This window comes from Streptomyces sp. NPDC058289 (genome assembly GCF_042880975.1).
Classification (GTDB): domain Bacteria; phylum Actinomycetota; class Actinomycetes; order Streptomycetales; family Streptomycetaceae; genus Streptomyces; species Streptomyces stoeckheimensis.
Genome location: NZ_JBHVYI010000019.1, coordinates 86,343 through 112,193, shown reverse-complemented (window position 1 = coordinate 112,193; position 25,851 = coordinate 86,343). Strand labels below are relative to the sequence as shown.

Annotated in this window: 27 protein-coding genes and 1 pseudogene; 12 read left to right on the top strand and 16 right to left on the bottom strand. The window is 70.3% G+C overall.

Annotated features, from left to right (window positions below):
• Positions 1-1,187 precede the first annotated feature (1,187 nt).
• From ACFVX6_RS12875 to ACFVX6_RS12865, 3 genes and pseudogenes are all read left to right on the top strand, one after another.
• Positions 1,188-1,826 carry a VOC family protein gene (locus ACFVX6_RS12875; protein ID WP_389690678.1) on the top strand — a complete coding sequence of 213 codons (639 nt, stop codon included), beginning with the start codon at positions 1,188-1,190 and terminating at the stop codon, positions 1,824-1,826.
• A gap of 87 nt (positions 1,827-1,913) precedes the next feature.
• Positions 1,914-2,016: pseudogene (locus tag ACFVX6_RS12870) on the top strand (IS5/IS1182 family transposase); the annotation flags it as partial.
• Between the two features lie 29 nt (positions 2,017-2,045).
• Positions 2,046-2,228 carry a hypothetical protein gene (locus ACFVX6_RS12865; RefSeq protein WP_389690688.1) on the top strand — a complete coding sequence of 61 codons (183 nt, stop codon included), beginning with the start codon at positions 2,046-2,048 and terminating at the stop codon, positions 2,226-2,228.
• Positions 2,229-2,243: 15 nt separating this feature from the next.
• Here the strand turns inward: ACFVX6_RS12865 and ACFVX6_RS12860 are convergent, their stop codons facing one another.
• Positions 2,244-2,441, bottom strand: a complete 198-nt coding sequence (locus ACFVX6_RS12860; RefSeq protein WP_389690676.1) for a serine protease inhibitor — start codon at positions 2,439-2,441, stop codon at positions 2,244-2,246.
• A gap of 109 nt (positions 2,442-2,550) precedes the next feature.
• Positions 2,551-2,964 (bottom strand): hypothetical protein, encoded by a 414-nt coding sequence (locus ACFVX6_RS12855; RefSeq protein ID WP_389690674.1) that lies wholly within the window; start codon positions 2,962-2,964, stop codon positions 2,551-2,553.
• A gap of 467 nt (positions 2,965-3,431) precedes the next feature.
• On the opposite strand from ACFVX6_RS12855, the gene ACFVX6_RS12850 reads away from it, so the two are divergent.
• Complete coding sequence (locus tag ACFVX6_RS12850; RefSeq protein ID WP_389690672.1) at positions 3,432-3,710, top strand: hypothetical protein; 279 nt, start codon at positions 3,432-3,434, stop codon at positions 3,708-3,710.
• 60 nt (positions 3,711-3,770) lie between these two features.
• Here the strand turns inward: ACFVX6_RS12850 and ACFVX6_RS12845 are convergent, their stop codons facing one another.
• Entirely contained in the window at positions 3,771-4,976 is a 1,206-nt protein-coding gene (locus tag ACFVX6_RS12845) for an NAD(P)/FAD-dependent oxidoreductase (protein ID WP_389690670.1), read from the bottom strand.
• A 167-nt stretch (positions 4,977-5,143) separates the two neighbouring features.
• Here ACFVX6_RS12845 and ACFVX6_RS12840 point away from each other — a divergent pair, with 167 nt between their 5' ends.
• The 3 genes from ACFVX6_RS12840 to ACFVX6_RS12830 all read left to right on the top strand — a co-directional run bounded on the left by ACFVX6_RS12840 (position 5,144) and on the right by ACFVX6_RS12830 (position 6,721).
• Positions 5,144-5,308, top strand: a complete 165-nt coding sequence (locus tag ACFVX6_RS12840) for a hypothetical protein (protein WP_389690668.1) — start codon at positions 5,144-5,146, stop codon at positions 5,306-5,308.
• A 141-nt stretch (positions 5,309-5,449) separates the two neighbouring features.
• Positions 5,450-5,884 carry an IPT/TIG domain-containing protein gene (locus tag ACFVX6_RS12835; RefSeq protein ID WP_389690666.1) on the top strand — a complete coding sequence of 145 codons (435 nt, stop codon included), beginning with the start codon at positions 5,450-5,452 and terminating at the stop codon, positions 5,882-5,884.
• A 330-nt stretch (positions 5,885-6,214) separates the two neighbouring features.
• On the top strand, positions 6,215-6,721 hold the full coding sequence (locus ACFVX6_RS12830; protein ID WP_389690664.1) for a DUF2871 domain-containing protein: 507 nt from the start codon (positions 6,215-6,217) through the stop codon (positions 6,719-6,721).
• An 8-nt stretch (positions 6,722-6,729) separates the two neighbouring features.
• On the opposite strand, the gene ACFVX6_RS12825 is transcribed toward ACFVX6_RS12830, so the two are convergent.
• Complete coding sequence (locus ACFVX6_RS12825; RefSeq protein ID WP_389690662.1) at positions 6,730-7,320, bottom strand: TetR/AcrR family transcriptional regulator; 591 nt, start codon at positions 7,318-7,320, stop codon at positions 6,730-6,732.
• Between the two features lie 127 nt (positions 7,321-7,447).
• Here ACFVX6_RS12825 and ACFVX6_RS12820 point away from each other — a divergent pair, with 127 nt between their 5' ends.
• A complete protein-coding gene (locus ACFVX6_RS12820; RefSeq protein WP_389690660.1) occupies positions 7,448-9,124 on the top strand; it encodes a condensation domain-containing protein in 1,677 nt (558 codons plus the stop codon).
• A 161-nt stretch (positions 9,125-9,285) separates the two neighbouring features.
• On the opposite strand, the gene ACFVX6_RS12815 is transcribed toward ACFVX6_RS12820, so the two are convergent.
• Positions 9,286-10,458 (bottom strand): glycosyltransferase, encoded by a 1,173-nt coding sequence (locus ACFVX6_RS12815; RefSeq protein WP_389690658.1) that lies wholly within the window; start codon positions 10,456-10,458, stop codon positions 9,286-9,288.
• Between the two features lie 169 nt (positions 10,459-10,627).
• On the opposite strand from ACFVX6_RS12815, the gene ACFVX6_RS12810 reads away from it, so the two are divergent.
• Positions 10,628-12,025 (top strand): NDP-hexose 2,3-dehydratase family protein, encoded by a 1,398-nt coding sequence (locus tag ACFVX6_RS12810; RefSeq protein WP_389690656.1) that lies wholly within the window; start codon positions 10,628-10,630, stop codon positions 12,023-12,025.
• On the top strand, positions 12,022-13,026 hold the full coding sequence (locus ACFVX6_RS12805) for a Gfo/Idh/MocA family protein (protein ID WP_389690654.1): 1,005 nt from the start codon (positions 12,022-12,024) through the stop codon (positions 13,024-13,026). Before ACFVX6_RS12810 ends, ACFVX6_RS12805 begins: the two co-directional genes overlap by 4 nt.
• 140 nt (positions 13,027-13,166) lie before the next feature.
• Here ACFVX6_RS12805 and ACFVX6_RS12800 read toward each other — a convergent pair whose 3' ends face one another.
• Entirely contained in the window at positions 13,167-13,586 is a 420-nt protein-coding gene (locus tag ACFVX6_RS12800) for an ester cyclase (RefSeq protein WP_389690652.1), read from the bottom strand.
• A 91-nt stretch (positions 13,587-13,677) separates the two neighbouring features.
• Positions 13,678-14,322: a dihydrofolate reductase family protein gene (locus ACFVX6_RS12795; RefSeq protein ID WP_389690650.1), complete on the bottom strand. Its 645-nt coding sequence runs from the start codon at positions 14,320-14,322 to the stop codon at positions 13,678-13,680.
• Positions 14,323-14,461: 139 nt separating this feature from the next.
• Here ACFVX6_RS12795 and ACFVX6_RS12790 point away from each other — a divergent pair, with 139 nt between their 5' ends.
• Both ACFVX6_RS12790 and rfbB read left to right on the top strand, forming a co-directional pair.
• The gene (locus tag ACFVX6_RS12790; protein ID WP_389690648.1) at positions 14,462-15,529 is read left to right on the top strand and encodes a glucose-1-phosphate thymidylyltransferase; all 1,068 of its coding nucleotides are present in this window, start codon (positions 14,462-14,464) and stop codon (positions 15,527-15,529) included.
• Positions 15,526-16,521 carry a dTDP-glucose 4,6-dehydratase gene (rfbB, locus tag ACFVX6_RS12785; RefSeq protein ID WP_389690646.1) on the top strand — a complete coding sequence of 332 codons (996 nt, stop codon included), beginning with the start codon at positions 15,526-15,528 and terminating at the stop codon, positions 16,519-16,521. Before ACFVX6_RS12790 ends, rfbB begins: the two co-directional genes overlap by 4 nt.
• Before the next feature lie 69 nt (positions 16,522-16,590).
• On the opposite strand, the gene ACFVX6_RS12780 is transcribed toward rfbB, so the two are convergent.
• From ACFVX6_RS12780 to ACFVX6_RS12740, 9 genes are all read right to left on the bottom strand, one after another.
• On the bottom strand, positions 16,591-17,205 hold the full coding sequence (locus ACFVX6_RS12780) for a dTDP-4-dehydrorhamnose 3,5-epimerase family protein (RefSeq protein WP_389690644.1): 615 nt from the start codon (positions 17,203-17,205) through the stop codon (positions 16,591-16,593).
• Positions 17,206-17,376: 171 nt separating this feature from the next.
• Positions 17,377-18,900, bottom strand: coding sequence for a DHA2 family efflux MFS transporter permease subunit (locus ACFVX6_RS12775; protein WP_389690642.1), 1,524 nt, complete (start codon positions 18,898-18,900; stop codon positions 17,377-17,379).
• A gap of 164 nt (positions 18,901-19,064) precedes the next feature.
• A complete protein-coding gene (locus tag ACFVX6_RS12770) occupies positions 19,065-19,532 on the bottom strand; it encodes an ester cyclase (protein ID WP_250745285.1) in 468 nt (155 codons plus the stop codon).
• Positions 19,533-19,659: 127 nt separating this feature from the next.
• Entirely contained in the window at positions 19,660-20,229 is a 570-nt protein-coding gene (locus tag ACFVX6_RS12765; RefSeq protein WP_389690640.1) for a cupin domain-containing protein, read from the bottom strand.
• A gap of 28 nt (positions 20,230-20,257) precedes the next feature.
• Positions 20,258-21,199, bottom strand: coding sequence for a TauD/TfdA family dioxygenase (locus ACFVX6_RS12760; RefSeq protein ID WP_389690638.1), 942 nt, complete (start codon positions 21,197-21,199; stop codon positions 20,258-20,260).
• Positions 21,196-22,881, bottom strand: coding sequence for an AMP-binding protein (locus ACFVX6_RS12755; protein WP_389690636.1), 1,686 nt, complete (start codon positions 22,879-22,881; stop codon positions 21,196-21,198). Before ACFVX6_RS12755 ends, ACFVX6_RS12760 begins: the two co-directional genes overlap by 4 nt.
• Positions 22,871-23,527: a thermostable hemolysin gene (locus ACFVX6_RS12750; protein WP_389690634.1), complete on the bottom strand. Its 657-nt coding sequence runs from the start codon at positions 23,525-23,527 to the stop codon at positions 22,871-22,873. The genes ACFVX6_RS12755 and ACFVX6_RS12750 overlap by 11 nt, the downstream gene beginning before the upstream one ends.
• Before the next feature lie 42 nt (positions 23,528-23,569).
• Positions 23,570-24,754, bottom strand: coding sequence for an FAD-dependent oxidoreductase (locus ACFVX6_RS12745; protein WP_389690632.1), 1,185 nt, complete (start codon positions 24,752-24,754; stop codon positions 23,570-23,572).
• 40 nt (positions 24,755-24,794) lie between these two features.
• Positions 24,795-25,787, bottom strand: coding sequence for an aldo/keto reductase (locus ACFVX6_RS12740; RefSeq protein ID WP_389690686.1), 993 nt, complete (start codon positions 25,785-25,787; stop codon positions 24,795-24,797).
• Between the last annotated feature and the right edge of the window lie 64 nt (positions 25,788-25,851).

Genomic DNA, 25,851 nt, shown 5'->3' with positions numbered 1-25,851 from the left:
GTATAAGAGACAGTACCTGAGCGCTGCGCGCTCAGGACCGAACGGCCTCGCTGCGCTCGGCCGGGCCCTTCGGGCCCAGGCTCTGCGCTTCGCTCCGAGCCATGGCCGGCCTTCGGCCGGGGTCCTTCGCTTCGCTTCGGACTGGCTCTGGTTCCGCTGCGCTCCACCAGAGCGGGCCTGCTCCGCAGGCCCAAAGACTCCCGCGCTCCGCGCGGGAGATGACCCCGTTTCACGGGGTCTGGGCCTTCGGCCCGTTGGGTGGGTCCGCTTCGCTCCCCCACCCCAGAGCCCTTCCGGCTCCGCCTCAACCCCGCCGCTGTGTGGCTGCGAGGCCCTCCGCTTCGCTGCGGGCTCGCAGGGGGAAGTACCCTCCGCTTCGCTCCGGGTACCCAAGCGCTGCGCGCTTGAGAGCGGAACCCCGCCGCTGCGCGGCGGTAGGCCCTCCGCTTCGCTCCGGGTACCCAAGCGCTGCGCGCTTGGGAGATGAGCCCTGGCGGAGGTAGAAGCTCTGCTTCGCTGCGGGTTCCCAAGCGCTGCGCGCTTGAGAAGAAGCGGGGTGTTTCCCGCCGGCCCTCCCCCTTTGGGGCTCCGGGGTACCCTCCGCTTCGCTCCAGGTCCCTGAGCGCTACGCTCCTGAGGAGTCCGCTGCGCGCTCAAGACCGAACGGCCTCGCTGCGCTCGGCCGGGGCCCTTCGGGCCCAGCTCTCCGCTTCGCTGCGAGCCATGGCCGGCCTTCGGTCGGGAGTCCTTCGCTTCGCGCCGGACTGGCTCTGGTCCGCTGCGCTCCACCAAAAGCGGGCCTGCTCCGCAGGCCCCAGAGCTCCCGCGCTCCGCGCGGGAGATGACCCCGTTTCACGGGATCCGGGCCTCCGGCCCGTTGGGCGGGTCCGCTCCGCTACCCCACCCCAGGGCCCTTCCGGCTTCGCCTCCAGGACCTAGCCTGCTCCGCAGGCCAGGCTGGCAGCAGGGGCTGGGGCCTGTCTCTTGGAAGTGCGGTGCGGATGATGCTGCATACCGGATCGAAATCCTGTGGCCGCAGCGATCGCCTCGCAGCGACTGATCGAGCGGGGCTTGGGCCTCGACTGCTGCCTGACTTCGACTGGGCCTCCCCGCCGGGATGACGGTGATCGATCCGCTCACGGCGGGCGTGGCGTCGGGATTTGTGCGGGTTGGCGGGTGATGATGGCATGGTGCGACTTGATCACGTGTCCTATGCGGTGGCCCGCGACAGCTTCGTCTCGACCGTCCAGTGGATCGGATCGGCCCTCGGCGCCGGGTTCGTCGACGGGGGCGTGCACCCACGATTCGGCACCCGCAATTTCATTCTCCCGCTGAGCGGCGGCACCTACGTCGAGGTTGTCACCACACTCGACCATCCCGCCGCCGACCGCGCGCCCTTCGGCCAGGCGGTCGCGCGCCGCGCCGCCGAGGGCGGCGGCTGGCTCGGTTGGGTGGTCTCCGTCGACGACATCGCCCCGGTCGAGGCCCGCCTCGGCCGCACCTCGGCCGAGGGCCACCGTGTCCGCCCCGACGGGTTCGACCTGAGGTGGAAGCAGATCGGCCTGCTGGAACTTCTGGAGGAACCGCAACTGCCCTACTTCCTTCAGTGGTTGGTCCCCATCGAGGAGCGCCCGAGCGCCGACCCGCGCACCTCCACCACCATCCACGGGGTCTCCATCGCCGGCAACGCCGCCTCCATCGCCGAATTCCTCGGCGAGCCGGCCGACCACCCCCTCGACCAGATCGACGTCACCTGGGTCAAGGATGAGGAACCGGGCCTGGTCTCGGTCGAGTTCGCCACCGCCCACGGTCCGGTCACGATCTGACCAGGGCCCGACTGCCCCGCGGGAGCAGCCGGCTGGGGTCTCCTGGCTAGCTCTTCTCTTTTTGATGGGTTGGTCAGTTGATCGGATGTGTCTGCCCGATTAGTGATCACTGAGGGGGGTGCGGGGCCGGATCGAGCCGCTGATGCGGGCCGATCAGGTCCGTGGACGGCGGTGGGCTGATCACCGCCGACGCTCGCGGCCATCGCGGGTCCGAAGGCCGTGCCGTCCTGTCCCGCCTGCTACGACGCGGGATACGCGCGGTCATCCCGCAGCCGCCCGCCCGGCATCGACGCCGAGGTCTACAAGCAGTGGCGCGGCCTGGCCACACGATGCGACAAACCCGCCACCGCCTACCAGGCAGCACTCCACCTCGCCGCGGTCCTCATCTGGACACGACGCTGACCAAAGATGCAGAACCTAGCCGCGCTTCGGTTCCCTGACCACCTTGCCGTCCTTCACGAAGAGCCTCACCCGCTGCTCGTTGAAGTCCATCGTCACCATGCTGCCATCGGGCACCACATGGACCGCAATCTCCGGGAACTCCGCCGCGATCTGCTCGCGGGCCTCCTCCGCCGGCTTCCCCATCAGCTCCGGCCACTCACTCTTCGCCTCCATCAGCCCCTCCAAGGTGATCAACGCTTCGGCTCCTACTCGACGCTACAGGTCACCCACTGGTGGAGCGCTCGGGGCCGTGCCGCCATGCGCCGGAGTGAGGACGCAGGGTCTACGGCGCGGGTACTTTGGTGAGCGTCAAAGTCACCGGTCCGTCCGGATCGGGATGGAGATACGCCTTCTTCGGCCCCTCCGTGTAGAGCTGGATGTCGTCGAGCCCATCGTCATCCACCTCCAGGTAGACGAAGTTGCTGGGGGTGACGCTCCATTTGCCACCGAAGTTGACGGGGTCAGCGCTTCCCCGCCCCTCGACTTCGCCTTCCGAAATCTCCGTGGCAGAGAACTTTCCGTCCGCATCGAGCCGGATCTCGCCGCCCGTCTTCTCGTTGCGGTACACACCAGGCAACTCGTCGCGATCGACCGGGCCCGCACACCCCGAAGTGACCAACGCAGAGGCGATCAGTACGGCGACAAGCCACCATCCACCGCTCCCCCTCGTCACCACAGCCCCAGCACGCATGTTCACTCCCCAAAGGTTGGACGCACGGTCTGTAGCCGCACACACCCCTATTTGAACATGCTCAAAAATGAGATTTGCCTCGGGTCCCCACCGCCGCCACCAGGACGGCCACCACCATGGGCAAAGTGGTCGTTTCATGTCCGGTAGAGGTAAGACGCAGGTTGCTGCATCAATCTTGAGTGCGGATTGACTCTGGGATCACAGCCTCCCGGGACAGCAGGGCAGCTGCCGGCGACAGCTTGGTGGGGCCAGGGAATGGCTTCTCCTGCCGTCACAGCAGTCAGCCGTTACGGGCGGTTGATTATGGTGCCGGCCTGAACCGTGGTGTCGCCGTCCTAGACACTGACACCACCCATCGCAAGCCCGACCGCAGCAAACAGCGTCTTCACAACAGCCACAACACGCTTCGACATACGCACGGTTCCCCCATCGAACGCCTGGGAGCAGCTACAAGCTCTGAGAGAATCGCCGGCATGCCAAGCCACACCGCGGAAGAGCTCCTCGCCAACGTTCACGGTCTGACTCCCGAACGGGCGCAACAGCTCGGCGATCAGATCGACGCATGCAGACAGCTACTGGGCGCGAACGTCAACATGGACACCATCCAGCAGGATCTGAAAGACCAAGGCGTCAGCATCATCCAAGCGATCCTGATCACCACCAGACTGCTCGACGACGACCACCCGAACAGACTGCTTGCAGCACGCAAAATCGTGGAGTGCAGTCCGGCCCGGACAGACAGCATCGTTTGACTGCACGACCGGTCTCAAACCCTGCCCGTCCGCAGTCCGGCGTCGCTGCTCTGGTGGGCCCTAGGCGATCTGGTCGGCGGGGGTCGGTGTCTGGGTGACCTGCAGGCGCTGCCGGCGGGCGGTGTCTCCCGACTTGAGGTGCATGCTGTACGAGCCGGGCTTGGCGGCCTCGTCGGCGAGGTGCTTGGGGATGACCTTGCAGACGGTTTCCTTGAGCTTGGCGCCCAGGGTGCCGTTGATGTTGAACCACACCGCGGCGTCCAGTCGGTTGGCGAACTGGAAGATGCCGGCGTTGCGGCCCAGGCTGATGCACTGGGCTGCGAAGGGCTGGTTGAGGGTCGCCGGCTGCTCGTCGGCGATCCGGGCCAGGACGGTGTCGGCGGCGCGTGCGCCCATCGGCATGGCGGCCTGGCAGCTCATCCGCAGGGGCATGCCCGAGGGGGTCGCCGAGTCGCCGGCCGCGACGATGTGTGCGTCGTCGACGCTGGTCAGGGTTTCGTCCGTGAGGAGGCGCCCCAGCGCGTCGGTGGTCAGGCCGCTGCGGACGGCCAGGTCCGGGACGGCGAAGCCGGCGGTCCAGATGGTGACCAGGGTGGGCAGGTTGCGGCCGTCGGCGAGGTGGACGGTGTCGCCGGTCACCGCCGTCACCTTGGTGCCGGGGCCGTCGAGGACCGTGACGCCGAGGCGGGCCAGGCGGGCGGCGACCGAGCGGCGGCCCCGGGCGTGGAGGTAGGGGCCCAGGACCCCGCCGCAGACCAGAGTCACGGCCCGGCCTTGTTCGGCCAGCTCGGCGGCGGTCTCGATGCCCGTCGGGCCGGCCCCGACCACCGTCACCGCGGCCGTCGAGGGCGCTGCGTCCAGGACCGGGCGCAGCCGCTGGGCGTCTTCCAGGGTGGCGATCGGGTAGGCGTACTGGGCCGCTCCGGGCACGGTCGGGTCGGCGCTTGCGCTGCCCACCGCGTAGACCAGGTAGTCGTAGGCGAGCGTGGCATCCGAGGTCAGGGCCAGGGTGCGGGCGTCCGCGTCGATGTGTGCCACCGTGTCGACCAGCAGGCGGACGCCTTCGGCCAGGACGTCCCGGTAGGCGATGACCGCCGCGTCCGAACCGCCCACCAGCTGGTGCAGCCGGACCCGGTGGACGAAGTCCGCACGCGGGTTGACCAGAGTCACCGTCACGTCGCCGCGCTGGGTCAGGCGGTTCGCGGCCATCACGCCCGCGTAGCCGCCGCCGATGACGACCACTTCGGTGTTCTTGTTCTGGTTCATGGTGTGTCTCCGTCGCCTCGAAGGGGTTCTGGGCACAAGACACCGGCGACCCGGCCCGTGTGACAGGTCTGCTCGTGTGACCTGCGTCATAGCGGAAATCCGGGTGCAGCGCGTGCGGCAGGGCTGTTATCCCCTGGGGGATGGAACCGCTGCTGACCCGACGCCTCGTGCTTCTCCCCGTTGACGGGGACGGGGCCGGCGCCGAGCGGTACCTGCGGGTGCTGGCCGACACCGGCGACCCGGCGCCGTACGGGGCGTTCGAGATCCAGCAGCGCTCCGACGGGCTGGTGCCCGCCGCACGGGGGCGGGGACGAACGGCTGGTCTTCTTTGAGGTCGGCTGGGGCAGCCGGGGGCTCGGAGGATCGTGGGCGACATGAGGCGTTTGTACTGGATTCGGGTCGTGCGGGTTCCCCATGATGGGGCGGGTCCGGGTGCCTCCGGTTCCGTCTTCTCCGCCGGAAGGGTTCTTGTCATGACGCGTACCCGGCGCCCGAGCGGGCTGCTGCTCGCCGCGGTGTTTCTGTGCATCCTGCCTTTGGGCCAGTCCGCAGCGCGGGCCGAGGGGGCTGAGCCCGGACGCTGTGCGGTCGGAGGGGTCTCCGGTTCGCCGGACGGGGTCCCGCAGGGGCAGCTCGTCGCGCTCCAGCCGGATGCCGGACCGCGGAGCGGCGGGACGCAGGTCACTTTGACCGGCGCCGGCCTCAGCAGCTCTACGCGGGTGTTCTTCGGCACGGTGGGGGCCGACGGATGCTTCACGGGGCGGGAAAGCTCGGAGGTGGTCGTGCTCAGTGACACCGCCGTCGTCGCCGTCGCACCCCCGTGGCCCACGGCGGCGATCGTCTCCGTCTACGCGGGCACCGAGTGCGGGCGGCTCAGCAACCCGCTCAGCTACACCTATCTCGACTGAGGTCCTTGCGTCCCGCCTGCCTGTTTCCCGCCACCGCTGGAGAAGAATTCGCCAGACCGTGGAGGTCGGGCCCCGGGTGGTCCTGTGGGGGGACGGGGCTCGCCCCGAGGTGCGTGCGCGCTCAACTCACCTGCGCCTCGGATGTGGTTGAGGTGTGCCTGAGGGGCTGCTTCGTCGCAGGTCAGTGGGTGGGTGCCGGGTACGACGACCGGCGCCTTCGGGCTGCTGCGGCGGCGGGCCGTGAGGGCGGGTGGGACTAGAGGGGCTGTGGAATCTCGCTCGAATCGGGCTTGAGCAATGCATTTGGTTCCGCCGAACAGGCTACGCGAGATGCTTCAATGGCCACCGTCAGGGGCGCTATTGGATCAGCAGGGAGCGGGCACGGGGATGCGGAAGTCGTACGTCGCGGCGCACATTTACATGATTGTCGGCGTGATCTCCGGGTTGTACTACCGCGAGATGACCAAGATCAACGAGTTCGAGGGCGAGACCCAGCTCTCGGTGCTCCACACGCATCTGCTCGCGCTGGGCATGCTGGTCTTCCTCATAGTCCTCGGCCTCGACAAGGTGTTCGGGCTGTCCGGGAACAAGCAGTTCACGTACTTCTACTGGTTCTACAACACCGGTCTCACGATCACCTGCCTCAGCATGCTCTACCGGGGCACCCAGACCGTGCTCGGGAATGAAGTTCCCGAACTCTTCTCCCTGGTGGGAGGGTTGGGGCACATCATCCTGACCGTGGGGCTCGTCCTGCTGTTCATCCTGCTCGGGAAGCGGGTCAAGGAGCACGAGAGCGCGCGGCCCGAGCAGCCCGAGCCCGTGAACAGCTCGGTCTGACGCTCGCCCTACGGTGCGTGGGCCGCCGGGCCGGTCAGGATGTCGGTCAGGGCGGCCAGGCGCTCGCGGGTGAGGTCCGGGCGCAGGCGGCGGCCCCAGGTGAGGGTGGCCAGGCCGTGCCAGGCGCTCCACAGGACCTCGGCGACGAGGTCGGGGTCGCGGTCCGCCGCCACGGGCTCGACGGCCTGCTTGATCTCGGCGAAGGCCGTCAGGAGCGGTTGCGGCGTGCCGGCTTCGGAGTGTTCCAGGCCGACGTCGAGCGTGAGCATGGCCTCGTAGAGGACCGGGCCGCGGGCCGCGAAGTCGGCGTAGGCCCGCGCGACCGCGTCCAGGGCCGCGTGCGGGTCATCCGAGGAGAGCCGGGCCGCGTGCAGTGCGGCGGTCAGCTCGGTGAACCCTTCGAGCGCCACCGCGTTGACGATGGCGTCCTTGTTCTTGAAGTGCTGGTAGAGCACGGGCTGGCTGTACTCGATGCGCTCGGCCAGCCGCCGCGTGGTGACGAAGTCCCAGCCCTCCGCCTCGGCCATTTCGCGTGCCGTGGTGAGGATCAACTGGCGGCGCTGGGCCTGCTCGCGGACGCGGCGCTCTCGGAGGGTCATGCGAACTACGGTAGCACTGTCGGTGAAATTCTAGTTGTCAGTGATAGGGTTTCTGTCTTTGCGTGGGGGTCTTTTCGGCCGGTGCCCGTAGCCGTCGTCTAGTGGCCTTCTAGGTGCGGTCGGCAGCATGCGGGGCAAGACCGCCCACGGAGAGGCCACCCCCATGCAGACCCCGACTCCCCTGGAGCAGCTGCTCGACTTGGCGGCGGACCTGCTGGGCCACGACCGGCGGACCCTGCCGGCCAGGGCCTCGGGTTCGCCCTTCATGACCCTCGGCGGTGGGCTCGGCCAGGCCATGCGGCTGCAGGCCATGGCCGGCGAACGGCTGGAACTCTCGCTGGACATACCCCAGCTGCTGGGCCCCGTCCCGCTGGCGGACGTACTCGCGCGGGCCGTTGCCGTCCCGCGCGGCGGCGCGCCCGACGCGTCGCGCTCCGGGCCGCGCGAGCTGCTGCCCGGGCAACTGGCGGCCCTCACCGCGCAGCAGTACACCGGCGCCGCCGCGGTGCACCGCATGCTCAGCGCCGAGCTCACCGGGCCGCTCGACCTGGGTGGGCTGCGTACGGCCCTGGATGCCTTGAGCACACGCCACGAGGGGCTGCGGACCGCGTTCGGGTCCTCGCCGCGAGGCCCCGTACGACGCGTTCTCGACGCGTACGCGTTGCCGCTCGTCGTCATGGCGAAGGTGACCGCCGGGCCGGGCGAAGACCTGGTGGCCGCGGCGCACGCGCGGCTGGCGGTGGATGTGGAGCGGCTGGCCGGGCATCCGCAACGGCCGCCGCTCGCCTTCGCCCTGACCCGGCTGGCGGCCGACCGGCACCTGCTGACCTTCCTGTACCACGAGGCCGCGGTGGACTGCTGGTCCGTCTCGCTGGTCTGGCGGGAGCTGCTCGCCGACTACGGCCGCGCCGTGGGGAGCCGGCCGCTCGACCGGAGCGAGCGCTGCGGTGCCGACGCGGTCGCGCGGCGGGCCGAGGGGCACGACCGGTCCGGTGCGCTGCGCGCACTGGCGGCCGAACGGATCAAGCGGCTGCGCGATTTCCCCGCCGTCGTGGACCTGACGGGGTCGGGCCGACGGCCGGCGGTGTTCGACTTCCGCGGCGACCGGGTGCTGTTCGGCCTCGGCCCGGCCCTGCGCGAGGCGGTGGACGCGACGGCCGCGCGGGCCGGGGTACCGCATGCGGTCGTCCTGCTCTCGGCGTGGGCGCTGACCGCGGGCCGGCGCTCCGGACACGAACGGCTGCTGGTGGGCACCGAGATGCCGCGGCGCCCCACGGCCGAGCTGATGGGCACGGTCGCGCCGTGCTCGGCGACGGTGCCGGTGTGCTGTGAGCTGGAGGGCGGGGTCGACTACTTCCTGCGGGGTGTCGCCTGCGAGTTCGGCGAGGCCCTCGGTTACGCGGACCTCGACACGGCGGCCCTGGCGCGCGAGCTGGGAGCACCGGCGGACCGGTCCCGGCCCGCCCTGACCCAGGTGGCCTTCGCGGCCTGCGACGAACTGCTGCCCGAGACCCTGGAGGCGGGAGGGCTCACCTCGCGCTTCCACCACGGACACCTGGGCGGCACCACCGCGGACGCCACGCTGAGGGTCCTGCGGTGGGGAGGGGATCCGCTGCTGAGCCTGGAGTTCGCCTCCGGCGTGTTCACCCGGGCCGAGGCGGCGGAGCTGGCGGGCGAACTGCGGGGCTGTGTGGAGGCGCTGACGGGCGCGGACGGGCAGGAGCCCGTCGAGGACCTGCCGGGTGTCGCCGACGGTGCTGCCGTGTCCGGTCGTGCCCGGACTTCGGTGATACCGCTGGGCTGACGGGCCACGGTATATCCGGTGCGCGCGTGACCGGGGGAAGATCCGTGCGCACCGGATGCCGTGGGCCCGGACGACGGGGGATGGACGTCCGGGAGTTCGGTCCGGCGCCCCTTCCCGGCCCGGTCGGGCCGGGGTGGGGGCGCCGGTCGGGGAAGCTCCGGTCAGGCGGCGAAGTCGGGGAGGCGGGCGGCGACCTCCTCCGGGTCCGGCATCGCGGCGATCTCCGCCGCGACCTTGCGGGCCGCGTCCCGGTAGCTCTCGTCGGCCAGGATGCGGCGGGCGTTCTCGGTCACGGCGTCGGCCGAGAGGTCGAAGACGACCTCGCCGGCGCCGACGGCGTGCAGCGCCTGGCCGTTGGCCGGGCCGTCCGCGCCCTGCGGGACGATCAGCTGGGGCAGTCCGGCCGCGAGCGTGGCCAGGGTCGTGCCGCTGCCGCCGTGCTGGACCACCAGCGACGCGCGCGCCAGCACCTCGGACTGCGGCACCCACGGCGCGGCGATCACGTTGGCGGGCAGTTCGCCGAGTTCGGCGCGCTGGATCCGGAACCCGGTGGCCACCAGGACCGGCAAGCCCAGCGGGCGCAGCCCGTCGATCACCGTGCGCAGGTTGTCGGCGGAGCCCAGTGCGGTGCCCAGGGTGAGGTACACGAACGGGTCGCCGGAGGCGCCCAGTCCGCCCGGGATCTCGCCCTGCTCGACGTACGGGACGGGGCGCAGCTCGATGCGCGGCCAGCCGGACTCGAGGACGCTCCGGTCCTGGATGGAGGGCGGGGAGATGTCGATGAGGGTGTTGCCCAGGGTGCTCGCGCGGTCGGCCGGAACGTCGACGCCCAGGTCGGCCGCGGTGGCGAGGATCTCCTGGCGGAGCCGGTCGGCCTCGTGGTCCTGCGAGATCGGGCCCACGCCGTGCGCGACGGCGGGGATGCCGGCGAGCCGTGCGGCGAAGCCGGCGCCCGGGTTGAGCACCTCGTGGACCACCAGGTCGGGGCGGTACGTGGCGAAGGCCGTGGCCAGGTCGGCGGCGACCCAGCGGGGCAGGACGGAGCCGAACACCTTGATGTGCAGGTCCGCGAGGACCGACGCAGGGACGTCCTGAGCTCCCACCTCGCCACCGTGCTGCTCGAGGAAGGCTTGACCGCCCGCTGCTTCGATGAACGCCTCGGGCACGGACTGGCCTGCCGTGACCGGCTCGAACCCCGCCTCACGGAGGGTCTGGTGGAACTGCTCACCCGTGGCGAACGCGACCTGGTGGCCGGCTGCTCGTGCGGCCCTCGCCAAGGGAAGCAAGGGGAAGATGTGCCCGAAATTGCCCACGCTGGCAAAGAGGATTCTCATGAGGCCTCAGCGTAGGGTCGCCGCCACCCCTTGTCTAGTGTTGCTAGGAAATTTATCACTGGCTAATTTCCTGTCGAGGCTCGCTCCAGTGGCAGCCGATCGCGCGCCCCCATCCTCGCGATGCGGCCGCCTGCCCCTGGGCATGCGGAACAAGGCGAAGGAGTCATTGATGATCACAGCCCAGACGGTGCCCGCGGGCCTCGTTCCGAGTCTCGGGCGACGGTTCACGCTGTCGGCCCAGACCCTCGACAGTGCGGTGACGCCCAACCCGGTGTTCCGCGCGTGGTTCGCGGAGCAGCGGCGCACCAACCGCTACGACGTGCGGCGCATCCCCTTCTCCGAGCTGGTCGGCTGGCACTTCGAGGAGTCCACGGGCAACCTCGTCCACGACAGCGGCCGGTTCTTCTCCGTCGTGGGACTGGACGTGCGGACGGAGTGGAACGGGTACGGCGCGTCCTGGTCGCAGCCGATCATCAACCAGCCCGAGATCGGCATCCTGGGCATCGTCGTCAAGGAGTTCGACGGCGTCCTGCACTGCCTGATGCAGGCCAAGATGGAGCCCGGGAACATCGAGACGGTGCAGCTGTCCCCCACCGTGCAGGCCACCCGGAGCAACTACACCGGCGTGCACAAGGGCGCGGCCGTCAACTACATCGAGTACTTCCGGCCGCCGCGGGTGGGCTCGCGGGTCCTCTACGACTCGCTCCAGTCCGAGCAGGGTTCCTGGTTCCTGCGCAAGCGCAACCGGAACATGGTGGTGGAGGCCATCGGCGACGTGCCGGAGCACGAGGACTTCGTGTGGCTGACGCTCGGCCAGATCCACCAGCTGCTGAACGAGTCCAACGTGGTCAACATGGACGCCCGCACGGTGCTGTCGCTGATCCCCTCCTTCGCCAGCGAAGGCACTCCGCTGCACAGCACGGAGCACCTGCTGAACCGGCTCACCGAGATCAAGGCGCTCCGGGAGCTGGTGCAGACCACCATGCCGCTGTCGGACGTACAGCGCTGGCAGCGCACGGAGTACGCGATCGAGCACGAGACGGGTCACCACTTCAGCGTCATCGCCGCCTCCGTGCAGGCCGCGAACCGCGAGGTGAAGAGCTGGACCCAGCCGCTGATCGCCCCGGCGGAGCAGGGGCTCGCGGCCTTCCTGGTCCGCCGGATCGGCGGGGTGACGCACCTGCTCGCACAGGCCAGGTCCGAGGCGGGCGTACTGGACGTGGCGGAGCTGGGCCCGACCGTGCAGTGCCAGCCGGCCCGGGCGCTGACCCTGCCCCCCGAGCAGCGGCCGCGCTACCTGGAACTGGTCCTGCGGGGTCACGGCCGGCTGCTGTACGACACGGTCCAGTCCGAGGAGGGCGGCCGCTTCCACCACGCGGGCAACCGCTACGTGCTCGTCGAAGTGGGGGACGATTTCCCCCTCGACGTTCCCGAGGACTTCCTCTGGGTGACTCCGGGACAGCTCGCGGGCCTGCTGCGGCACAGCAACTACCTCAACATCGAAGCCAGGACGCTGCTGACCAGCCTGCGCGCGACCCGGGCGCTGGACGGGGAGTACGGCCTGTGAGCGGGAGCTCGAGCGGAGGCGGGACGGAGCCGAAGGCCGGGCGACTGCGGATCGGTGTGCTGGGGTGCGCGGACATCGCCGAGCGCCGCATGCTGCCCTCGATGCTGAGGCAGCCGCTCGTCGAGGTGACGGCCGTGGCCAGCCGCAGGATCGAGCGGGCGCGGCAGTTCACCGAGCGGTTCGGCGGCGCCGCCGTGGCCGGTTACGAGCAGCTGCTGGAGCGGGACGACGTGGACGCGGTGTACGTGCCGCTGCCGCCCGAGCTGCACGTGGAGTGGACCCTGCGGGCGCTGGCCGCCGGCAAGCACGTGCTGTGCGAGAAGCCGTTCGCGACCCGGCTGGCCGACGCGGAGAAGGCCGTGTCGTTCGCCCGGGAGAGCGGTCTGCTGCTGATGGAGAACTTCATGTTCCTCCACCACTCCCAGCACGCGGAGGTACGGCGGCTGGTGGCGGAGGGCCTGATCGGCGAGGTCCAGCTCTTCGGCTCGGAGTTCGGCATCCCGCTGCGCCCCGACGCGGGGCCGGAGGGGCTCCCGCGGCGGGCGAGCACCCTGCCGGAGGTCGCCGCCTATCCGATCCGCGCCGCCCGGCTCTTCCTCGGCGACGGACTGCGGGTGGCGGGTGCGCAGGTGCGCCCGGACAGCCCGTACGGTCCGCAGCCCTCGGGCAGCGCGCTGCTCGTCGCGCCGTCGGGGGTGGCGGCCCAGCTCGCGTACGGGGTCGAGCACGGCTACCGCAGCGGCTACGGGCTGTGGGGCAGCGAGGGACGGCTGCGTCTGGAGCGCGCCTTCAGTACGCCGGACGAGCTCACGCCCGTGCTCCGGGTCGAGCGGGGCGGCACCGTCACGGAGATCCCGCTCGAGGCGGACCGGCACTTCACGAACATCGCCGGCGTGTTCGCCCGGGCCGTGCTGTGCGGGGAGGACTTCACCCCGCACACGGAGGCGATCCTGGCCCACGCCCGGCTCGTGGACGAGGTGGAGCGCGCCGCCTCGTTCTGACTGCGGGCCCGTGGGCCTACGGGCCCACGGGACTGCGGAACGGCAGGACTGCGGAACGGCGGAACGGCCGATGGGCCGGTGCGTGCGGTGGGGTCCACCGCGTGCACCGGCCCATCGGCCCGTCACCTGTCCGTGGGGCGCTACTCGCCCTGGCCCGCGTAGAAGTCGGCGCCGAGCTGGTGGAACATCCCCGCCACGTCGAGCTGGTCCCAGTGCTCGGCCAGCAGACCGTCCTCGACGCGCCAGATGTCGATCGTCTGGAAGGTGAGGGTGCGGCCGGTGGCCGGTATGCCGAAGAAGACGCCCTGGTGCGTGCCCGAGTACTCGAAGCGGCCGACGATCCGGTCGCCTTCCACGATCAGGTCGTGCACGAGGATCTTGACGTCCGGGAAGGCGTCGAAGATCTGCTGGAAGAAGGCCGTGTTGGCCTCGATGCCGTCCGCGACGATCGGGTTGTGGTCGATGTGTCCGGGAGCGGTGTGCTCGGCCATCGTGCTCAGGTCGTGACTGTTGATCATGTCCACGAAGCGCTGGATGAGTTCGCGGTGGTTGTCAGACATATCGGGGTGCCTCTCTGGGGCTCTCGCGTCGGTGGGCGGTGAACCGAGGATCCTCAACCCCGGTCGAGCCGTTCTGGAGGACCCCTAGCGGTCATTTCCTCCAGAAGAGGTGGTGCGTCACCCCGCTCGGACTGGGAACGACGTCCAGGTGGAACCGGTCGAGCAGCTCGTCGGGGGACTCCCAGAGACGTACTCCGGACCCGAGCTTCAGCGGTGAGACCACCACGTGCAGGGTGTCGACGAGGTCGGCGTCGAGGAACTGCCGGATGGTGGTGGCCCCGCCGCCGAGCCGGACGTCCTTGCCCTGCGCCGCCTCCCGGGCCTGCCGGAGGACCGTGGCGGGGTCGCCGTCGACGAAGTGGAAGGTGGTGTCGGACAGCGCGAGCGAAGGACGCGCGTGGTGGGTCAGGACGAACACCGGGGTGTGGAACGGGGGCTCGTCGCCCCACCAGCCCTGCCACGTGTGGTCGAGCCAGGGCCCGCGCTGGGGCCCGAACTTGTTGCGGCCCATGATCTCGGCGCCGATGTTGCGGGCGTAGTCCCGCGTGAAGTAGTCGTCGAGGCCCCGGCTGCCTCCGGGATCGGTGCGCATGGGCCAGCTCGCCGTGGCGCCGGCCCAGGCGAACAGCCTCCCGGGATCGACGTGCCCGAACGGCCTCTCGAGGGTCTGGTCCTCGCCGGCACCGATCCCGTCGCTCGAGACGTTGAAATTCTGGACCCTCAGCAGTTGAGCCACGTGCTCCTCCTGTGTTGTCGACGGTCGACGACGCTACTGAGACCTTCCGGTCCGGGAAAACTCATCGCTGCGTCCGGGTGAAAGCTGCCCGGCCGGTCCCCCACCCCGGCTCAAGTGCCCGCTCCTAGCCTTCGGTGCCATGAAAGCTCTCGTGCTCTCCGGCGGGGCCGGAACCCGCCTGCGCCCCCTCACCCACACATCAGCCAAGCAGCTCGTTCCCGTGGCCAACAAGCCGGTGCTCTTCTACGGCCTGGAGGCGATAGCCGACGCCGGCATCACCGAGGTCGGGATCGTCGTCGGGGACACCGCCGAGGAGATCAGGGAAGCCGTCGGCGACGGGTCGAAGTTCGGGCTCCGGGTCACCTACATCCCGCAGTCCGCGCCCCTGGGCCTGGCCCATGCGGTGGTGATCGCCCGCGAGTTCCTCGCCGACGACGACTTCGTCATGTACCTCGGGGACAACTTCATCGTCGGCGGCATCCGCGGCCTGGTCGAGGCCTTCCAGGCGGAGCGGCCGGCCGCGCAGATCCTGCTCACCGAGGTCTCGGACCCGAGGGCCTTCGGGGTGGCCGAGCTGGGCCCCGACGGCCGGGTGGTGGGGCTGGAGGAGAAGCCGAAGGTCCCCAAGAGCAATCTCGCCCTCGTCGGGGTCTACCTGTTCACCAGCGCCGTGCACCGGGCCGTGCGCGCCATCGAGCCGTCCTGGCGCGGCGAGCTGGAGATCACCCACGCGCTGCAGTGGCTGATCGACGCGCACGAGGACGTCCGCTCCACGACGATCTCCGGCTACTGGAAGGACACCGGGAACGTCGCCGACATGCTGGAGGTCAACCGCTCCGTCCTCGAACTCGCCGAACCGCACACCCGCGGCGAGGTCGACGAGGAGAGCGAGATCATCGGGCGGGTCCAGATCGACGAGGGCGCCAAGGTGAGCGGATCGCGCATCGTGGGTCCCGCCGTGATCGGGCAGGGCACGGTGGTCTCGGGGTCCTACATCGGCCCGTTCACGTCCATCTCCCGCGACTGCCGGATCGTCGACAGCGAGATCGAGTTCTCCATCGTCCTGGACGGGGCCTCGGTGCGCGGCGTCAGCCGTGTGGAGGCCTCGATCATCGGACGCCACGCGGAGGTGACGCCCGCCCCGCCGGTGCCCGCCGCCCACCGGCTCGTCCTCGGAGACCACAGCAAGGTGCAGATATCCTCATGACCACGACACGCATCCTGGTGACCGGCGGAGCCGGTTTCATCGGCTCCCACTACGTCCGCACGCTGCTGGGCCCCCAGGGACCGGGCGACGTGGAGATCACGGTGCTGGACAAGCTCACCTACGCGGGCAACCCCGCCAACCTCGACCCCGTCCGCGGGCACGCCGGCTTCCGCTTCGTGCAGGGCGACATCTGCGACGCGGAGCTGGTGCGGGAGCTGGTGGCCGGGCACGACCAGGTCGTGCACTTCGCCGCCGAGTCCCACGTGGACCGCTCCATCCTCGGCGCCGGCGAGTTCATCACCACGAACGTACTGGGCACCCAGACCCTGCTGGACGCGGCGCTGCGCCGCCCGGGCGGCAGTGCCCGCTTCCTGCACGTCTCCACGGACGAGGTGTACGGCTCGGTGTCCGAGGGGTCCTGGCCGGAGACCGATCCGCTGCGGCCCAACTCCCCGTACGCGGCCTCCAAGGCCTCCTCCGACCTCATCGCGCTGTCCTACCACCGCACGCACGGCCTGGACGTGCGGGTCACGCGCTGCTCGAACAACTACGGGCACCACCACTTCCCCGAGAAGGTCATCCCGCTGTTCGCCACCCGGCTGCTCGACGGGCTGCGCGTCCCGCTGTACGGGGAGGGGCTCAACGTCCGGGACTGGCTGCACATCGACGACCACGTCCAGGGCCTGGAGCTGGTGCGCACCGGCGGCCGGCCCGGCGAGGTGTACAACATCGGCGGCGGCACGGAGCTCAGCAACAAGGAGCTGACCACGCTGCTCCTGGACCTGGCCGGTGCGGGCTGGGACAGCGTCGAGCACGTGGCCGACCGGCTGGGGCACGACCTGCGCTACTCGGTGGACTGCTCCAAGATCTCGGCCGAGCTGGGCTACCGGCCGCGCAAGGACTTCGCCGAGGGGCTCGCGGAGACCTTCGCCTGGTACCGGGACAACCGCGCCTGGTGGGAACCCCTTCAGCAACGGGCCGCCCTGACCTGACCGGGCCGGCGGGCACACGAAGACGCGGCGGGCATGCACATCGCCCGCCGCGTTTCTCGTGCGCCCGGATCAGCGGGCGGGGCGGTTCGCGTAGGAGTCCCCGTAGGACGCGACGGCCTCTTGGTACGTGGGGAGCAGTCCGAGGGCGGCGGCCTGCGAGAGGCTCGGCGCGGCGGCGTCCTTCTCGGACCTGATGAACGGCTCCGAGCTGTCCCACGGTATGCCGATCTCCGGGTCGAGCGCCTGGATGTCCACCATGGTGCCGGGCACGTACTCCTCGGAGCAGAGGTAGTTCATGCAGGTGTCCTCGGTCAGGGCGAGGAACGCGTGGCCGAGGCCGTCCGCGAGGTAGACGCCGATGCCCGAGTCGGCCTCCTGGAGGGTGGTGTCGAACATCCCGAAGGTGGGCGAGCCGACCCTCAGGTCCACGACCACGTCGAGGGCGGCGCCCCGTACGCAGGTCACCAGCTTGGCCTGGCCGGGCGGCAGCATCGTGCCGTGGATGCCGCGGAGCGTATTGCGCCGCGAGACCGAGAAGTTGACCTGCCGTACGGTGAACGGCTGGCCGGTCAGCTCGGTCAGTTCGCCGATGCGCCAGGCCTCGAAGAACCTGCCGCGGTTGTCCGACAGCGGCGACGGCGTGATCCGGAAGGCGTCCTGGATCTTCATCTCCTCAATGGGCATGTTTCCTCGGTTCGTTGTCGTAGTCGTGAACTGCGGGCCGGGTCAGAGTCTGTGACGGCCGGCTCCGGCAGCGCTCGGAGCGGGCTGGAGCGGACATGGCGACGGCCTCCGCGCACGGGCGCGGAGGCCGTCGACACTGCTTCGGGGTTGCGGGGTTACGGGGCTGCGGCCTCAGCGCACCGCGGCCGGTGCGGACTCCTCGGCGGCGGCCGTGGGCGGGGCCCCGACGGACGGGGACGCGGATGCGGATGCGGACTTGGACGCGGACGGGGACGCGGACTGCGCCACGGGCGGGCCGGCCGCCCGGCGGCCCGGGGCGATCAGCATGGACAGGGTCGCGGCGGCCACGGCGGCGGCGCCGACCCACATGGCGGGGACGAGGCCGTCGACGAAGTTCTCCGCCGAGGCGTACCCGCCGTTGGCGCTGAAGATCGAGGCCAGGAGGGCCACACCGAGCGCCGCGCCGACCTCACGGGTGGCGGCGGTGACGCCCGAGGCGATGCCCTGCTCGTGCTCCTTGACCGAAGCCATCGTCAGGTTCATCAACGGTGCGTAGAACAGGGCCATGCCCGCGCCGCAGATCATCAGGGAGGGCAGCTGGGCGACGTAGGAGGTGCCCGGTTCGAGGACGAAGGCCCACCAGACCATGCCGGCCGTCATCATCGCGAGGCCGAGGGTGACCACCGGCTTGCCGCCGATGCGGTCGGAGACCATGCCGCCGAGCGGGGCGACGACCATCGGCATGGCGGTCCAGGCGAGCAGCCGGACGCCGGTCTCCATGGCGCTGTAGCCCTGGATGCTCTGGAAGAACTGGGTCATCAGGAAGATCGCGCCGAACATGCCGACCGACATCAGGGTGCCGGCCAGGTTGATCGCGGTGAACGCCTTGATCCGGAACAGCCGCATCGGCACCATCGGGTGCTCGGTGTGGTTCTCCCAGAGGACGAACAGGACCATGACGACGGCTCCGCCGATCAGGGAGCCGAGCACCAGCGGCGAGGTCCAGCCGTCGATGTTGCCCTTGACGATGCCGAGGACGATGCCGAACAGGCCGATGCCGCCCAGGATGGTGCCGACGACGTCGAGGCGGGAGCCGGAGATCTTGCTCTCCGCCAGCATGCGCAGCGAGACCGGCGCGAGGATCAGACCGATCGGCACGTTGAGCCAGAAGATCCACTGCCAGGAGAGGTGCTCGACGATGGCACCGCCGACGAGCGGGCCGGCGGCGACCGAGAGGCCGTTGACGGCGCCCCAGATGCCCAGTGCCGTACCGCGCTTCTCCGCGGGTACCGCGGCGGTCAGCAGGGTCACCGACAGCGGCATGATCATCGCCGCGCCCGCACCCTGCACGGCGCGCGCCGCGATCAGTTCGTTGATGCCCGGGGCGAGCGCCCCGGCGGCCGAGGCGGCCGTGAACAGCAGCAGGCCCAGGACGAAGACCTTGCGCCGGCCGAAGCGGTCACCCAGTGCGGCGCCGAACATCATCAGCACCGCGAAGGACAGCGTGTAGGCGTTGACCGTCCATTCCAGATCCGAAAGGCTGCCGCCCAGTTTGTCCTTGATGGTCGGCAGCGCAGTGATGATCACTAGCTGATCGAGCCCCGCCATGAAGGAGGCGACGCTGGTGGTGAGGATGGCCCATAAGACCACCTTCTTGTTTCCACCGCCCGAGGCTGGGGGGTTGACGGCGCTCATTCAGAGCTTCCTTTCTGGAGGGTGACACATGCCGAGCCGGCGCTCATGACGCTACGGACGGAACCTCAAGTTCAACTTGAGTTCCGGTCGGGGCGCCGCAACGCTGCGGGGCCCCGCACCGGCATCGGTACGGGGCCCCGCATCAGCGCGAAGGGCGTACCGGGTCAGCCGAGCTGACGCTGGAACGTGGCGATGTCGAAGTAGAGGGTCTCGTCGACCAGCACGTCGCCGTCGAAGTGGAAGAAGACGGCGACCGGGGCGTCGATGGACTTGCCGAGGTTGGGTATGCCCCGCCAGTCCGCCTCCTGCTTACCGCGCGCCTGCGCCTCGAGGATGACCGCGGTGGGGGTGTGGTGCACGTGGTGCAGCTCGTGCTCCAGGTTGGGGAAAGCGGCCTGGAGCTCGGCGAAGTAGCCCTTCTTGATGGCTTCCGCACCGATCAGCGGGCCCTCCTCGAAGGCCTGGATGCGGTAGATGCCACCGCGCGGGAAGGTGGCGAGCACACCATCGATGTCCCAGGCGATCTCGGCGACCGTGTGCTCGAGGATGACCGCTTCGCGCTTCTTGCGCAGGTCGGCATCGGGCTGGGGCAGATCCGCACCGGGCAGGATGAACTCGTGCTCCATGGCCATGACATTCCTCCACGCATTGACCGTCTTCTGATGCGGCTGACGCTAGGAGGCACGCCTCGGCGCGCCCTCGCGTCCCGCTCGAATGCCGGTTCGTGCGGGTGGACGTACGGGCGAACGTACGGGTCGGTCAGGCTGCGGTCCTGCTCTGGTCGGCGCGCTGGGGCGGCTGGTAAGTGGGGCGGTAGCCGCAGGCCAGGCCGACCGGCGCGAGCAGGGTGGACAGGGCCATGTCGACGGCGAAGGGGCGGCCGGTGACGGCCCGGTACTCCTCGCGGAAGCCCAGGGCGAGCAGCGGCATCTGCAGGAAGGGGGTGCCGTCGGGGCGCAGCCTGCCTTCGCCGGCCAGTCCCCACAGGGTCTCGAAGAGCTGCTCGGTCCGGTAGGCGGGGGTGACGCGCCAGGTCATCCGGGCACGCTCCGGACCGTCGTTCCACATCGAGTGGGCCACGCCCGGCGGAATGTGGAACTCGGCTCCCGCGCTGTAGGTGTGCAGGGTGCCGTCGAGCCGGACGTTGATCTGCCCGCTCTGGACGCGGAAGAGCTCGGTCTGCTTGGGGTGGTAGTGCGCGGGCGGCATGTGGGCGGCGCTCGCGTAGTCGACCTCCACTTCCAGGTAGGCGCCGTCCGTGTCGGCCGCGGTGGCCAGGAAGGTGAGCCGGTCGGCCCCCATGTGCAGGGTGTCTCCGGAGCGTGCCATCGGATGTTTCTCCCATCGGTCCGGACGGTCAGGCGGCGGGGGCCTCGATGTAGCTGAGGGCGTTGAAGATCGTGCGGTGGGGATCGGTGATGGCCCGGCGCCCGTGCATGACCCGGGTGTTGTCGATGAGGGCGGCGTCGCCGTCCTGCCAGTCGAGGTTCTCCGTGAGCCGGGCCGTCACCGACTCGACCTCGGCGAGCAGTTCCGCGGACAGCTCGGTGCCGTCGGCGAAGGTGATCTTCGGCTTCTCGTAGTTGAAGGAGGGACCGAGGATGCTGTTGGCGAAGGAGGGCCGCTCGGCGAAGACGGTGCGGCCGGCGGCGGGGGTGCGGAAGGAGTAGCGGACTCCGCCGTCCTCCTGGGCCACGATCTTGGTGCCGGGCGTCCGGTCGCCGAGCGCGATGAGCTCCTCGACGTCGATCTCCTCGGCGGGCTTGGTTCCGCCGAGCAGGTGGTGGGCCATGGCGCGCCACTGCGTCTCGGCGACGTAGCGGCTGTAGACGATGTCCTGCGCGGCGAAGGCCTCGCGCGCCGCCGGGCTGAAGGCGTCCCAGACGCGGTAGCCGTCGCAGACGGTGGTCTGGGAGCCGGAGGACGCGGCCTTCTCGCAGAAGAACCAGGCGAGGTGGGAGCGGAAGGGGCTGTTGCCGTTCTCGGTGTGCAGGCCGACCTCGTCGAAGCCGGCGTCCACCTTCTGCGCGACCTCGGAGTAGAAGTCGCGGGCGGGGTCGATGGTGGTCGAGGTGGACGTGGACTGCACCAGCGCGGTGAAGCCGGCCATGTCGGAGCCGGTGAAGCCCCGGAGCAGCAGGAAGCCCGCCTCCGCCAGCAGGTCGCGCAGGACCTTCGGGTCGATGTCCGCGAGGCTTCCGCCCTCGACGGGCTCCACGAGCAGTCCGGTGCCGGTGCCGTAGGGGGTGGTCCGGACAGCGGTGGTCGTGGTGGCGGTCGTGATGACAGCGGAGGTCATGCCTTCTCCAGGTTCTTCTCGTTGTGGTGTCGCTCGTTGTGGTGTCGCTCGTTGTGGTGTCGCTCGCTGTGGTGTGGCTCGCTGTGGATGCGCAGGACGTGGGCCCGTACGACGTCGCGCCGGGGGCGTCCGGTGACGGTGAAGCAGGTGGCGTACCCGGGGTCGTCCTCGGGCATGAGGTGGATGACGGCGGCGCGTTCGATGCCGGAGAGCCGTTCGCGGCCGAACTCGTCGATCCGGCGCCGTGCGGTGGCGTGGTCCAGGCCGGCATCGACGACGAAGAGGCCGTGGACCTGTTCGAGCCCGTCGGCGACGACCGCGGCCTCGCGGATGAAGCCGAGTTCTCGGTAGCGGGACTCGACCCACTCTGGAGAGACGTTGCGCCCGCTCGCGGTGATCACCATGCTCTTCTTGCGGCCGGTGATCCGCAGGTAGCCGTCCTCGTCGATCTCGGCGAGGTCGCCGGTGTGCAGCCGCCCCTGTTCGTCCACGACGACGCTGGAGGGGTCCTCCCGGGTGTACCCGGCGAACAGGGAGGTGCTGTGGATCAGCAGTTCGCCGTCCTCGGCCAGTTCGACCTGCACGTGGTCCAGCGGGCGTCCGACGGTGCCGAACCGGACCTCGCCGGGGACGTTCCAGGAGACCACCGAGGAGTTCTCGCTGAGCCCGTAGCCCTCGTGGACGGCGAGTCCGTACGCGTCCAGGCGCTGCAGGACCTCCGCGGGCACGGGGGCTCCGCCGCAGGCGATGAAGACCGGGCCGTCGTGGCCGAAGATCCGCTGGTGCCGCTCCTGCACGCTCTCACCGGGCTGCTCGTCGCACAGCGCGAGGAACAGGGCGGCGACGGTGGGCGGTACGACCAGGGCGGTGGGGCGGGCCTGGCGCAGCAGGGTGAGCATCCGGGGCCCGGCGTCGGCGGCGGTGCCGACCAGCGCGGTGCCGGGCGGCAGGAAGGACACCGACCCGCCCGTGAGGAAGGGCATGTAGAGCCCGGCGACCTGCTCGATGAGCAGGCTCAGGGGCACGACCGAGAGGTAGCGCTCGAAGTCGGCCGGGCGGATGCGGGCCCGCAGCGAGGTCAGCAGTTCGTCCAGGCCGTGCCGGCGGATCCGTACCCCCTTGGGGGCCGAGGTGGTGCCGGAGGTGTGGATGACCTTGACGACCGCGTCCTGCGCGGGGACTTCGGGGAGGGGCCCCGCGGCGGGCGCCCCGGACAGCAGTTCCGGCAGGTCGACGGGGGTGACCGGGCAGCCGGCCGGCAGGACGGCGATCGCGGTGCTCTCCGTCCAGCGCTCCAGGGCGCGGGCGCCGCTGTCGTCGACGAGGCAGATGTCTGCGGTCTCCAGGAGGGAGGCCGCCTGCTCGGCGGTGAAGGCGGTGGGGACCGGGATCTCCACGGCTCCGCCGAACAGGAGGGCGAGGTCGGCGACGACCCACTCGGGAGAGTTCTCGGCGAGCAGTCCCACCCGGGCGGCGCGGCCGTGCTCCTCGGCCCAGCGTTCCAGGCGTCCGGCCCAGACGAGGGCGGCGCCGATGATCTCGCGGTAGCTCCAGGCGGCCGTGGTACCGGCGGGGGCGCCGTCCGGGCCGACGGCGGGGAGCACGCGCACCATCACGGCTTCGCTGTCCGCCTGTTCGAGCAGTCTCCCGGCGAGGGACACCCGGGGTGTGTCACGCGGCACGGGTCAGCACCTTCGCCTCCGGGCGGTTGCTGACGAACCGCATGTCGATCGTTTCGAAGCAGTAGCGGCCGATCGCGGCGAGCAGCAGCGTGCTCTGCTCGGCGGCTATGGCGTACCCGACCATCGGCCGGGTTTCGTAGTACGAGCCCCAGGTGGCCGCCTCCTCGACGGAGAGCCGGTCGGGCGAGGCGTCGGCGAGGGGGTGGAAGACCACGCCGAGCCGCTTCATCAGGGCGGCGAGCCGGTGGGTCATCGTCATCACCGCGTAGGGGCGGCCGAGGCACGCCATGACCAGTGGGATCGCCTTGATGATCTCGGCGCCGGCGGTCGCCCGGACCGAGGAGATGTTGCCGACCTGCATGACCTGGGAGCGCTTGACCGGTGCCTCGACGGAGGCACCGATGACGTCCTCGACGGAAGCGTCGAGATAGCGCTCCAGCAGGATGGGCCCCTCCCCCTCGGGGAAGGACAGGCCCGCACAGGCGAGGGCTTCCTCGGTCCCGTCCTCGGAGTCCTCGAAGAAGGCGAGGAAGCTGTCCGGGTCGGGAGAGATGCTGGCCTTGTACTGCTTGGCGAACACCCTCTGGGCAAGGTCTGCGGCGACCAGCCAGTCGGGAGTGCCTCGCTCGGAAAGCGTGATTCTCATGTACCGCCCCTTTTGGAGGGTGGAGTGGGAAGGAGGGGGTTCTCAGCGCAGGCTGCCGACGGCGGTGCGCCGTGTCACCGGCTTGGCGGCGACGGCGAGTTCGGCGGCGTGCACGGCGCTGTTGATCGAGGTCTCGGCGAGGATGCCGGGGGCGGCGACGGCGTCGCCGATCAGGTAGACGCCGTCCCCGCGGTCGACGGCGGGGCGGTCGCGCCAGCTGAGGCCGGGCAGGTCGAGGGCTCCGGTGCGGCCCCTGGAGACTCCGTCGCGGCGCCACAGGATGCGGTCCTGCCAGCCCGGGGTCGTGAGGTCGAAGAGCTTTTCCAGCCGGGCCAGCGCCTCGTTCTTCGACTCGCCGGGACGCAGCGGCATGGCTCCCTGGAAGAGGGCCTCGCCCTTCGGGGCGAGCGAGGGGTCGTGGTCGGAGTACTGGGAGGTGAAGCCGCCCTCGTCCATGTCGAAGGAGACGTTCCCGTCCTTCTTCGATCGTGTCACGGCCATGTCAAGCAAGGCGGAGGTGCCGCTGGGCCAGTCCAGCGAGCTGTCGCCCAGCAGGCTGCGGGCCGAGGCGAGCGAGGTGGCGACGATCACCGGTCCGTCGGTGGGCAGTTCGGTGAGCCGCGACCCGGTCTCGATGACGACGCCGTGCCGTTTGGCCACCCGCTCCATGCGCTCGATGACGGTGCCCCAGCCGCCGATGAAGTAGCGGCTGGGCAGCGGGAACCGGGGGGTGCCCACGCGCAGCAGCCGCTCCCAGACGAAGGCCGCGGAGAGCCGGCCCGGGTCGCCGTCGAAGAGGATGGGGCCGAGGAAGCCGAGGGCCTCGTTGACGGTCTGCTGCTCGAAGCGCTCGCTCGCCCAGTCCTGGAAGGAGCGGTCGATGGGGACCTCGATGTCCCGGTGGAGCCAGCACATCTTCATGTAGCCGCTCGGCAGGGTCATCCGCAGTTTGCCCTGGTGCCGGAAGCGCATCCGGGTCCACTCGTGGAACGACAGCCGTACGTAGCGGCCGGCCAGGCCGCGCTGGAGCAGCCAGTGCCAGACGGGCCCGTTGTCCATGATGGTGTGGGGGCCGTCGTTGGTGACGTAGGGCGCCGAGGCCGACCGGGCACGCCCACCCAGGTGCGAGTGGGCCTCGTGGACGGTGACGCGGGCTCCCTTTTCCGCGGCCGAGATCGCCGCGGCCAGGCCGGCCAGGCCTCCGCCGATGATCGTGATGTTCGCCATGGTCATTCACTCACTCACGTTGGGATGGACGGGGCCTGGTTCAGCCGTCGAGGGTGGCCATGGCGCCGGCGGGGTAGCGGTCGCCCACCGTGCTGCCGTGGGGGGCGATCCGGTCGAGGGCCGCGAGGTCGTCGGCGCTCAGCGCGACGGCACTGGCCGCGACGTTCTCCTCCAGGTACTTCACCCGCTTGGTGCCGGGGATGGCGACGACGTCGTCGCCCTGGGCCAGCACCCAGGCCAGCGCGAGCTGTCCGGTGGTGATCCCCTTGGCCGCGGCCAGGGCCTCCAGCTGCTCGACGACGTGCAGGTTGGCGTCGAGGTTGCCCTCCTGGAAGCGGGGGGCCACCCGGCGGAAGTCGTGCGCGGCAAGGTTGTCGAGGTTGCGGATGGCGCCGGTCAGCAGGCCCCGGCCGAGCGGGCTGTAGCCGACGAAGCCGATGCCGAGCTCGCGGACCGTCGCCAGGACGTCGTTGACCTCGACGTCGCGGGTGGACAGGGAGTACTCGGTCTGCACGGCGGTGAGCGGATGGACGGCGTGGGCGCGGCGGATGGTCGGGGCGGCCGCCTCGGAGATGCCGAGGTGGCGCACCTTGCCGGCCGCCACCAGCTCGGCCAGGGCGCCGAAGGTCTCCTCGACCGGTACGTCGGGGTCGACCCGGTGCAGGTAGTAGAGGTCGATCCGGTCGGTGCCGAGCCGGCGCAGGCTGCCCTCGACGGCGGCGCGGATGTACTCGGGGCGGCCGTTCTGCTTGCCGGTGATCGTCCCGTCGGGGGTGACCTCGTTGCCGACCTTCGAGGCGACGACGACCTCGTCGCGCCGCCCCGCGATGACCTTGGCGACGAACTCCTCGTTGGTGTGCGGACCGTAGAAGTCCGAGGTGTCGAGCAGGTTCACGCCGAGTTCGAAGGCCCGGTGGGCCGTACGCAGGGCCTCCTGGTCGTCGGCCGGACCGTAGGCGAAGGTCATGCCCATGCATCCGAGACCCTGCTCGGAGACCGCCAGCCCCTGGCTGCCGAGCTTTCGTTGCCGCATCATCATGCGCCTTCCGCGGTAGTTATCGACGCTAGGAATCCTAGCGTAGCTAGACTAGAGAACC

Coding starts and splice junctions, on each gene's coding strand:
- ACFVX6_RS12875 (WP_389690678.1), top strand. CDS start 1,188: ATGGTGCGACTTGATCACGTGTCCTATGCGGTGGCCCGCGACAGCTTC.
- ACFVX6_RS12860 (WP_389690676.1), bottom strand. CDS start 2,441: ATGGAGGCGAAGAGTGAGTGGCCGGAGCTGATGGGGAAGCCGGCGGAG.
- ACFVX6_RS12850 (WP_389690672.1), top strand. CDS start 3,432: ATGCCAAGCCACACCGCGGAAGAGCTCCTCGCCAACGTTCACGGTCTG.
- ACFVX6_RS12845 (WP_389690670.1), bottom strand. CDS start 4,976: ATGAACCAGAACAAGAACACCGAAGTGGTCGTCATCGGCGGCGGCTAC.
- ACFVX6_RS12835 (WP_389690666.1), top strand. CDS start 5,450: ATGACGCGTACCCGGCGCCCGAGCGGGCTGCTGCTCGCCGCGGTGTTT.
- ACFVX6_RS12830 (WP_389690664.1), top strand. CDS start 6,215: ATGCTTCAATGGCCACCGTCAGGGGCGCTATTGGATCAGCAGGGAGCG.
- ACFVX6_RS12825 (WP_389690662.1), bottom strand. CDS start 7,320: ATGACCCTCCGAGAGCGCCGCGTCCGCGAGCAGGCCCAGCGCCGCCAG.
- ACFVX6_RS12820 (WP_389690660.1), top strand. CDS start 7,448: ATGCGGGGCAAGACCGCCCACGGAGAGGCCACCCCCATGCAGACCCCG.
- ACFVX6_RS12815 (WP_389690658.1), bottom strand. CDS start 10,458: ATGAGAATCCTCTTTGCCAGCGTGGGCAATTTCGGGCACATCTTCCCC.
- ACFVX6_RS12810 (WP_389690656.1), top strand. CDS start 10,628: ATGATCACAGCCCAGACGGTGCCCGCGGGCCTCGTTCCGAGTCTCGGG.
- ACFVX6_RS12800 (WP_389690652.1), bottom strand. CDS start 13,586: ATGTCTGACAACCACCGCGAACTCATCCAGCGCTTCGTGGACATGATC.
- ACFVX6_RS12790 (WP_389690648.1), top strand. CDS start 14,462: ATGAAAGCTCTCGTGCTCTCCGGCGGGGCCGGAACCCGCCTGCGCCCC.
- rfbB (WP_389690646.1), top strand. CDS start 15,526: ATGACCACGACACGCATCCTGGTGACCGGCGGAGCCGGTTTCATCGGC.
- ACFVX6_RS12780 (WP_389690644.1), bottom strand. CDS start 17,205: ATGCCCATTGAGGAGATGAAGATCCAGGACGCCTTCCGGATCACGCCG.
- ACFVX6_RS12775 (WP_389690642.1), bottom strand. CDS start 18,900: ATGAGCGCCGTCAACCCCCCAGCCTCGGGCGGTGGAAACAAGAAGGTG.
- ACFVX6_RS12770 (WP_250745285.1), bottom strand. CDS start 19,532: ATGGCCATGGAGCACGAGTTCATCCTGCCCGGTGCGGATCTGCCCCAG.
- ACFVX6_RS12765 (WP_389690640.1), bottom strand. CDS start 20,229: ATGGCACGCTCCGGAGACACCCTGCACATGGGGGCCGACCGGCTCACC.
- ACFVX6_RS12760 (WP_389690638.1), bottom strand. CDS start 21,199: ATGACCTCCGCTGTCATCACGACCGCCACCACGACCACCGCTGTCCGG.
- ACFVX6_RS12750 (WP_389690634.1), bottom strand. CDS start 23,527: ATGAGAATCACGCTTTCCGAGCGAGGCACTCCCGACTGGCTGGTCGCC.
- ACFVX6_RS12745 (WP_389690632.1), bottom strand. CDS start 24,754: ATGGCGAACATCACGATCATCGGCGGAGGCCTGGCCGGCCTGGCCGCG.
- ACFVX6_RS12740 (WP_389690686.1), bottom strand. CDS start 25,787: ATGCGGCAACGAAAGCTCGGCAGCCAGGGGCTGGCGGTCTCCGAGCAG.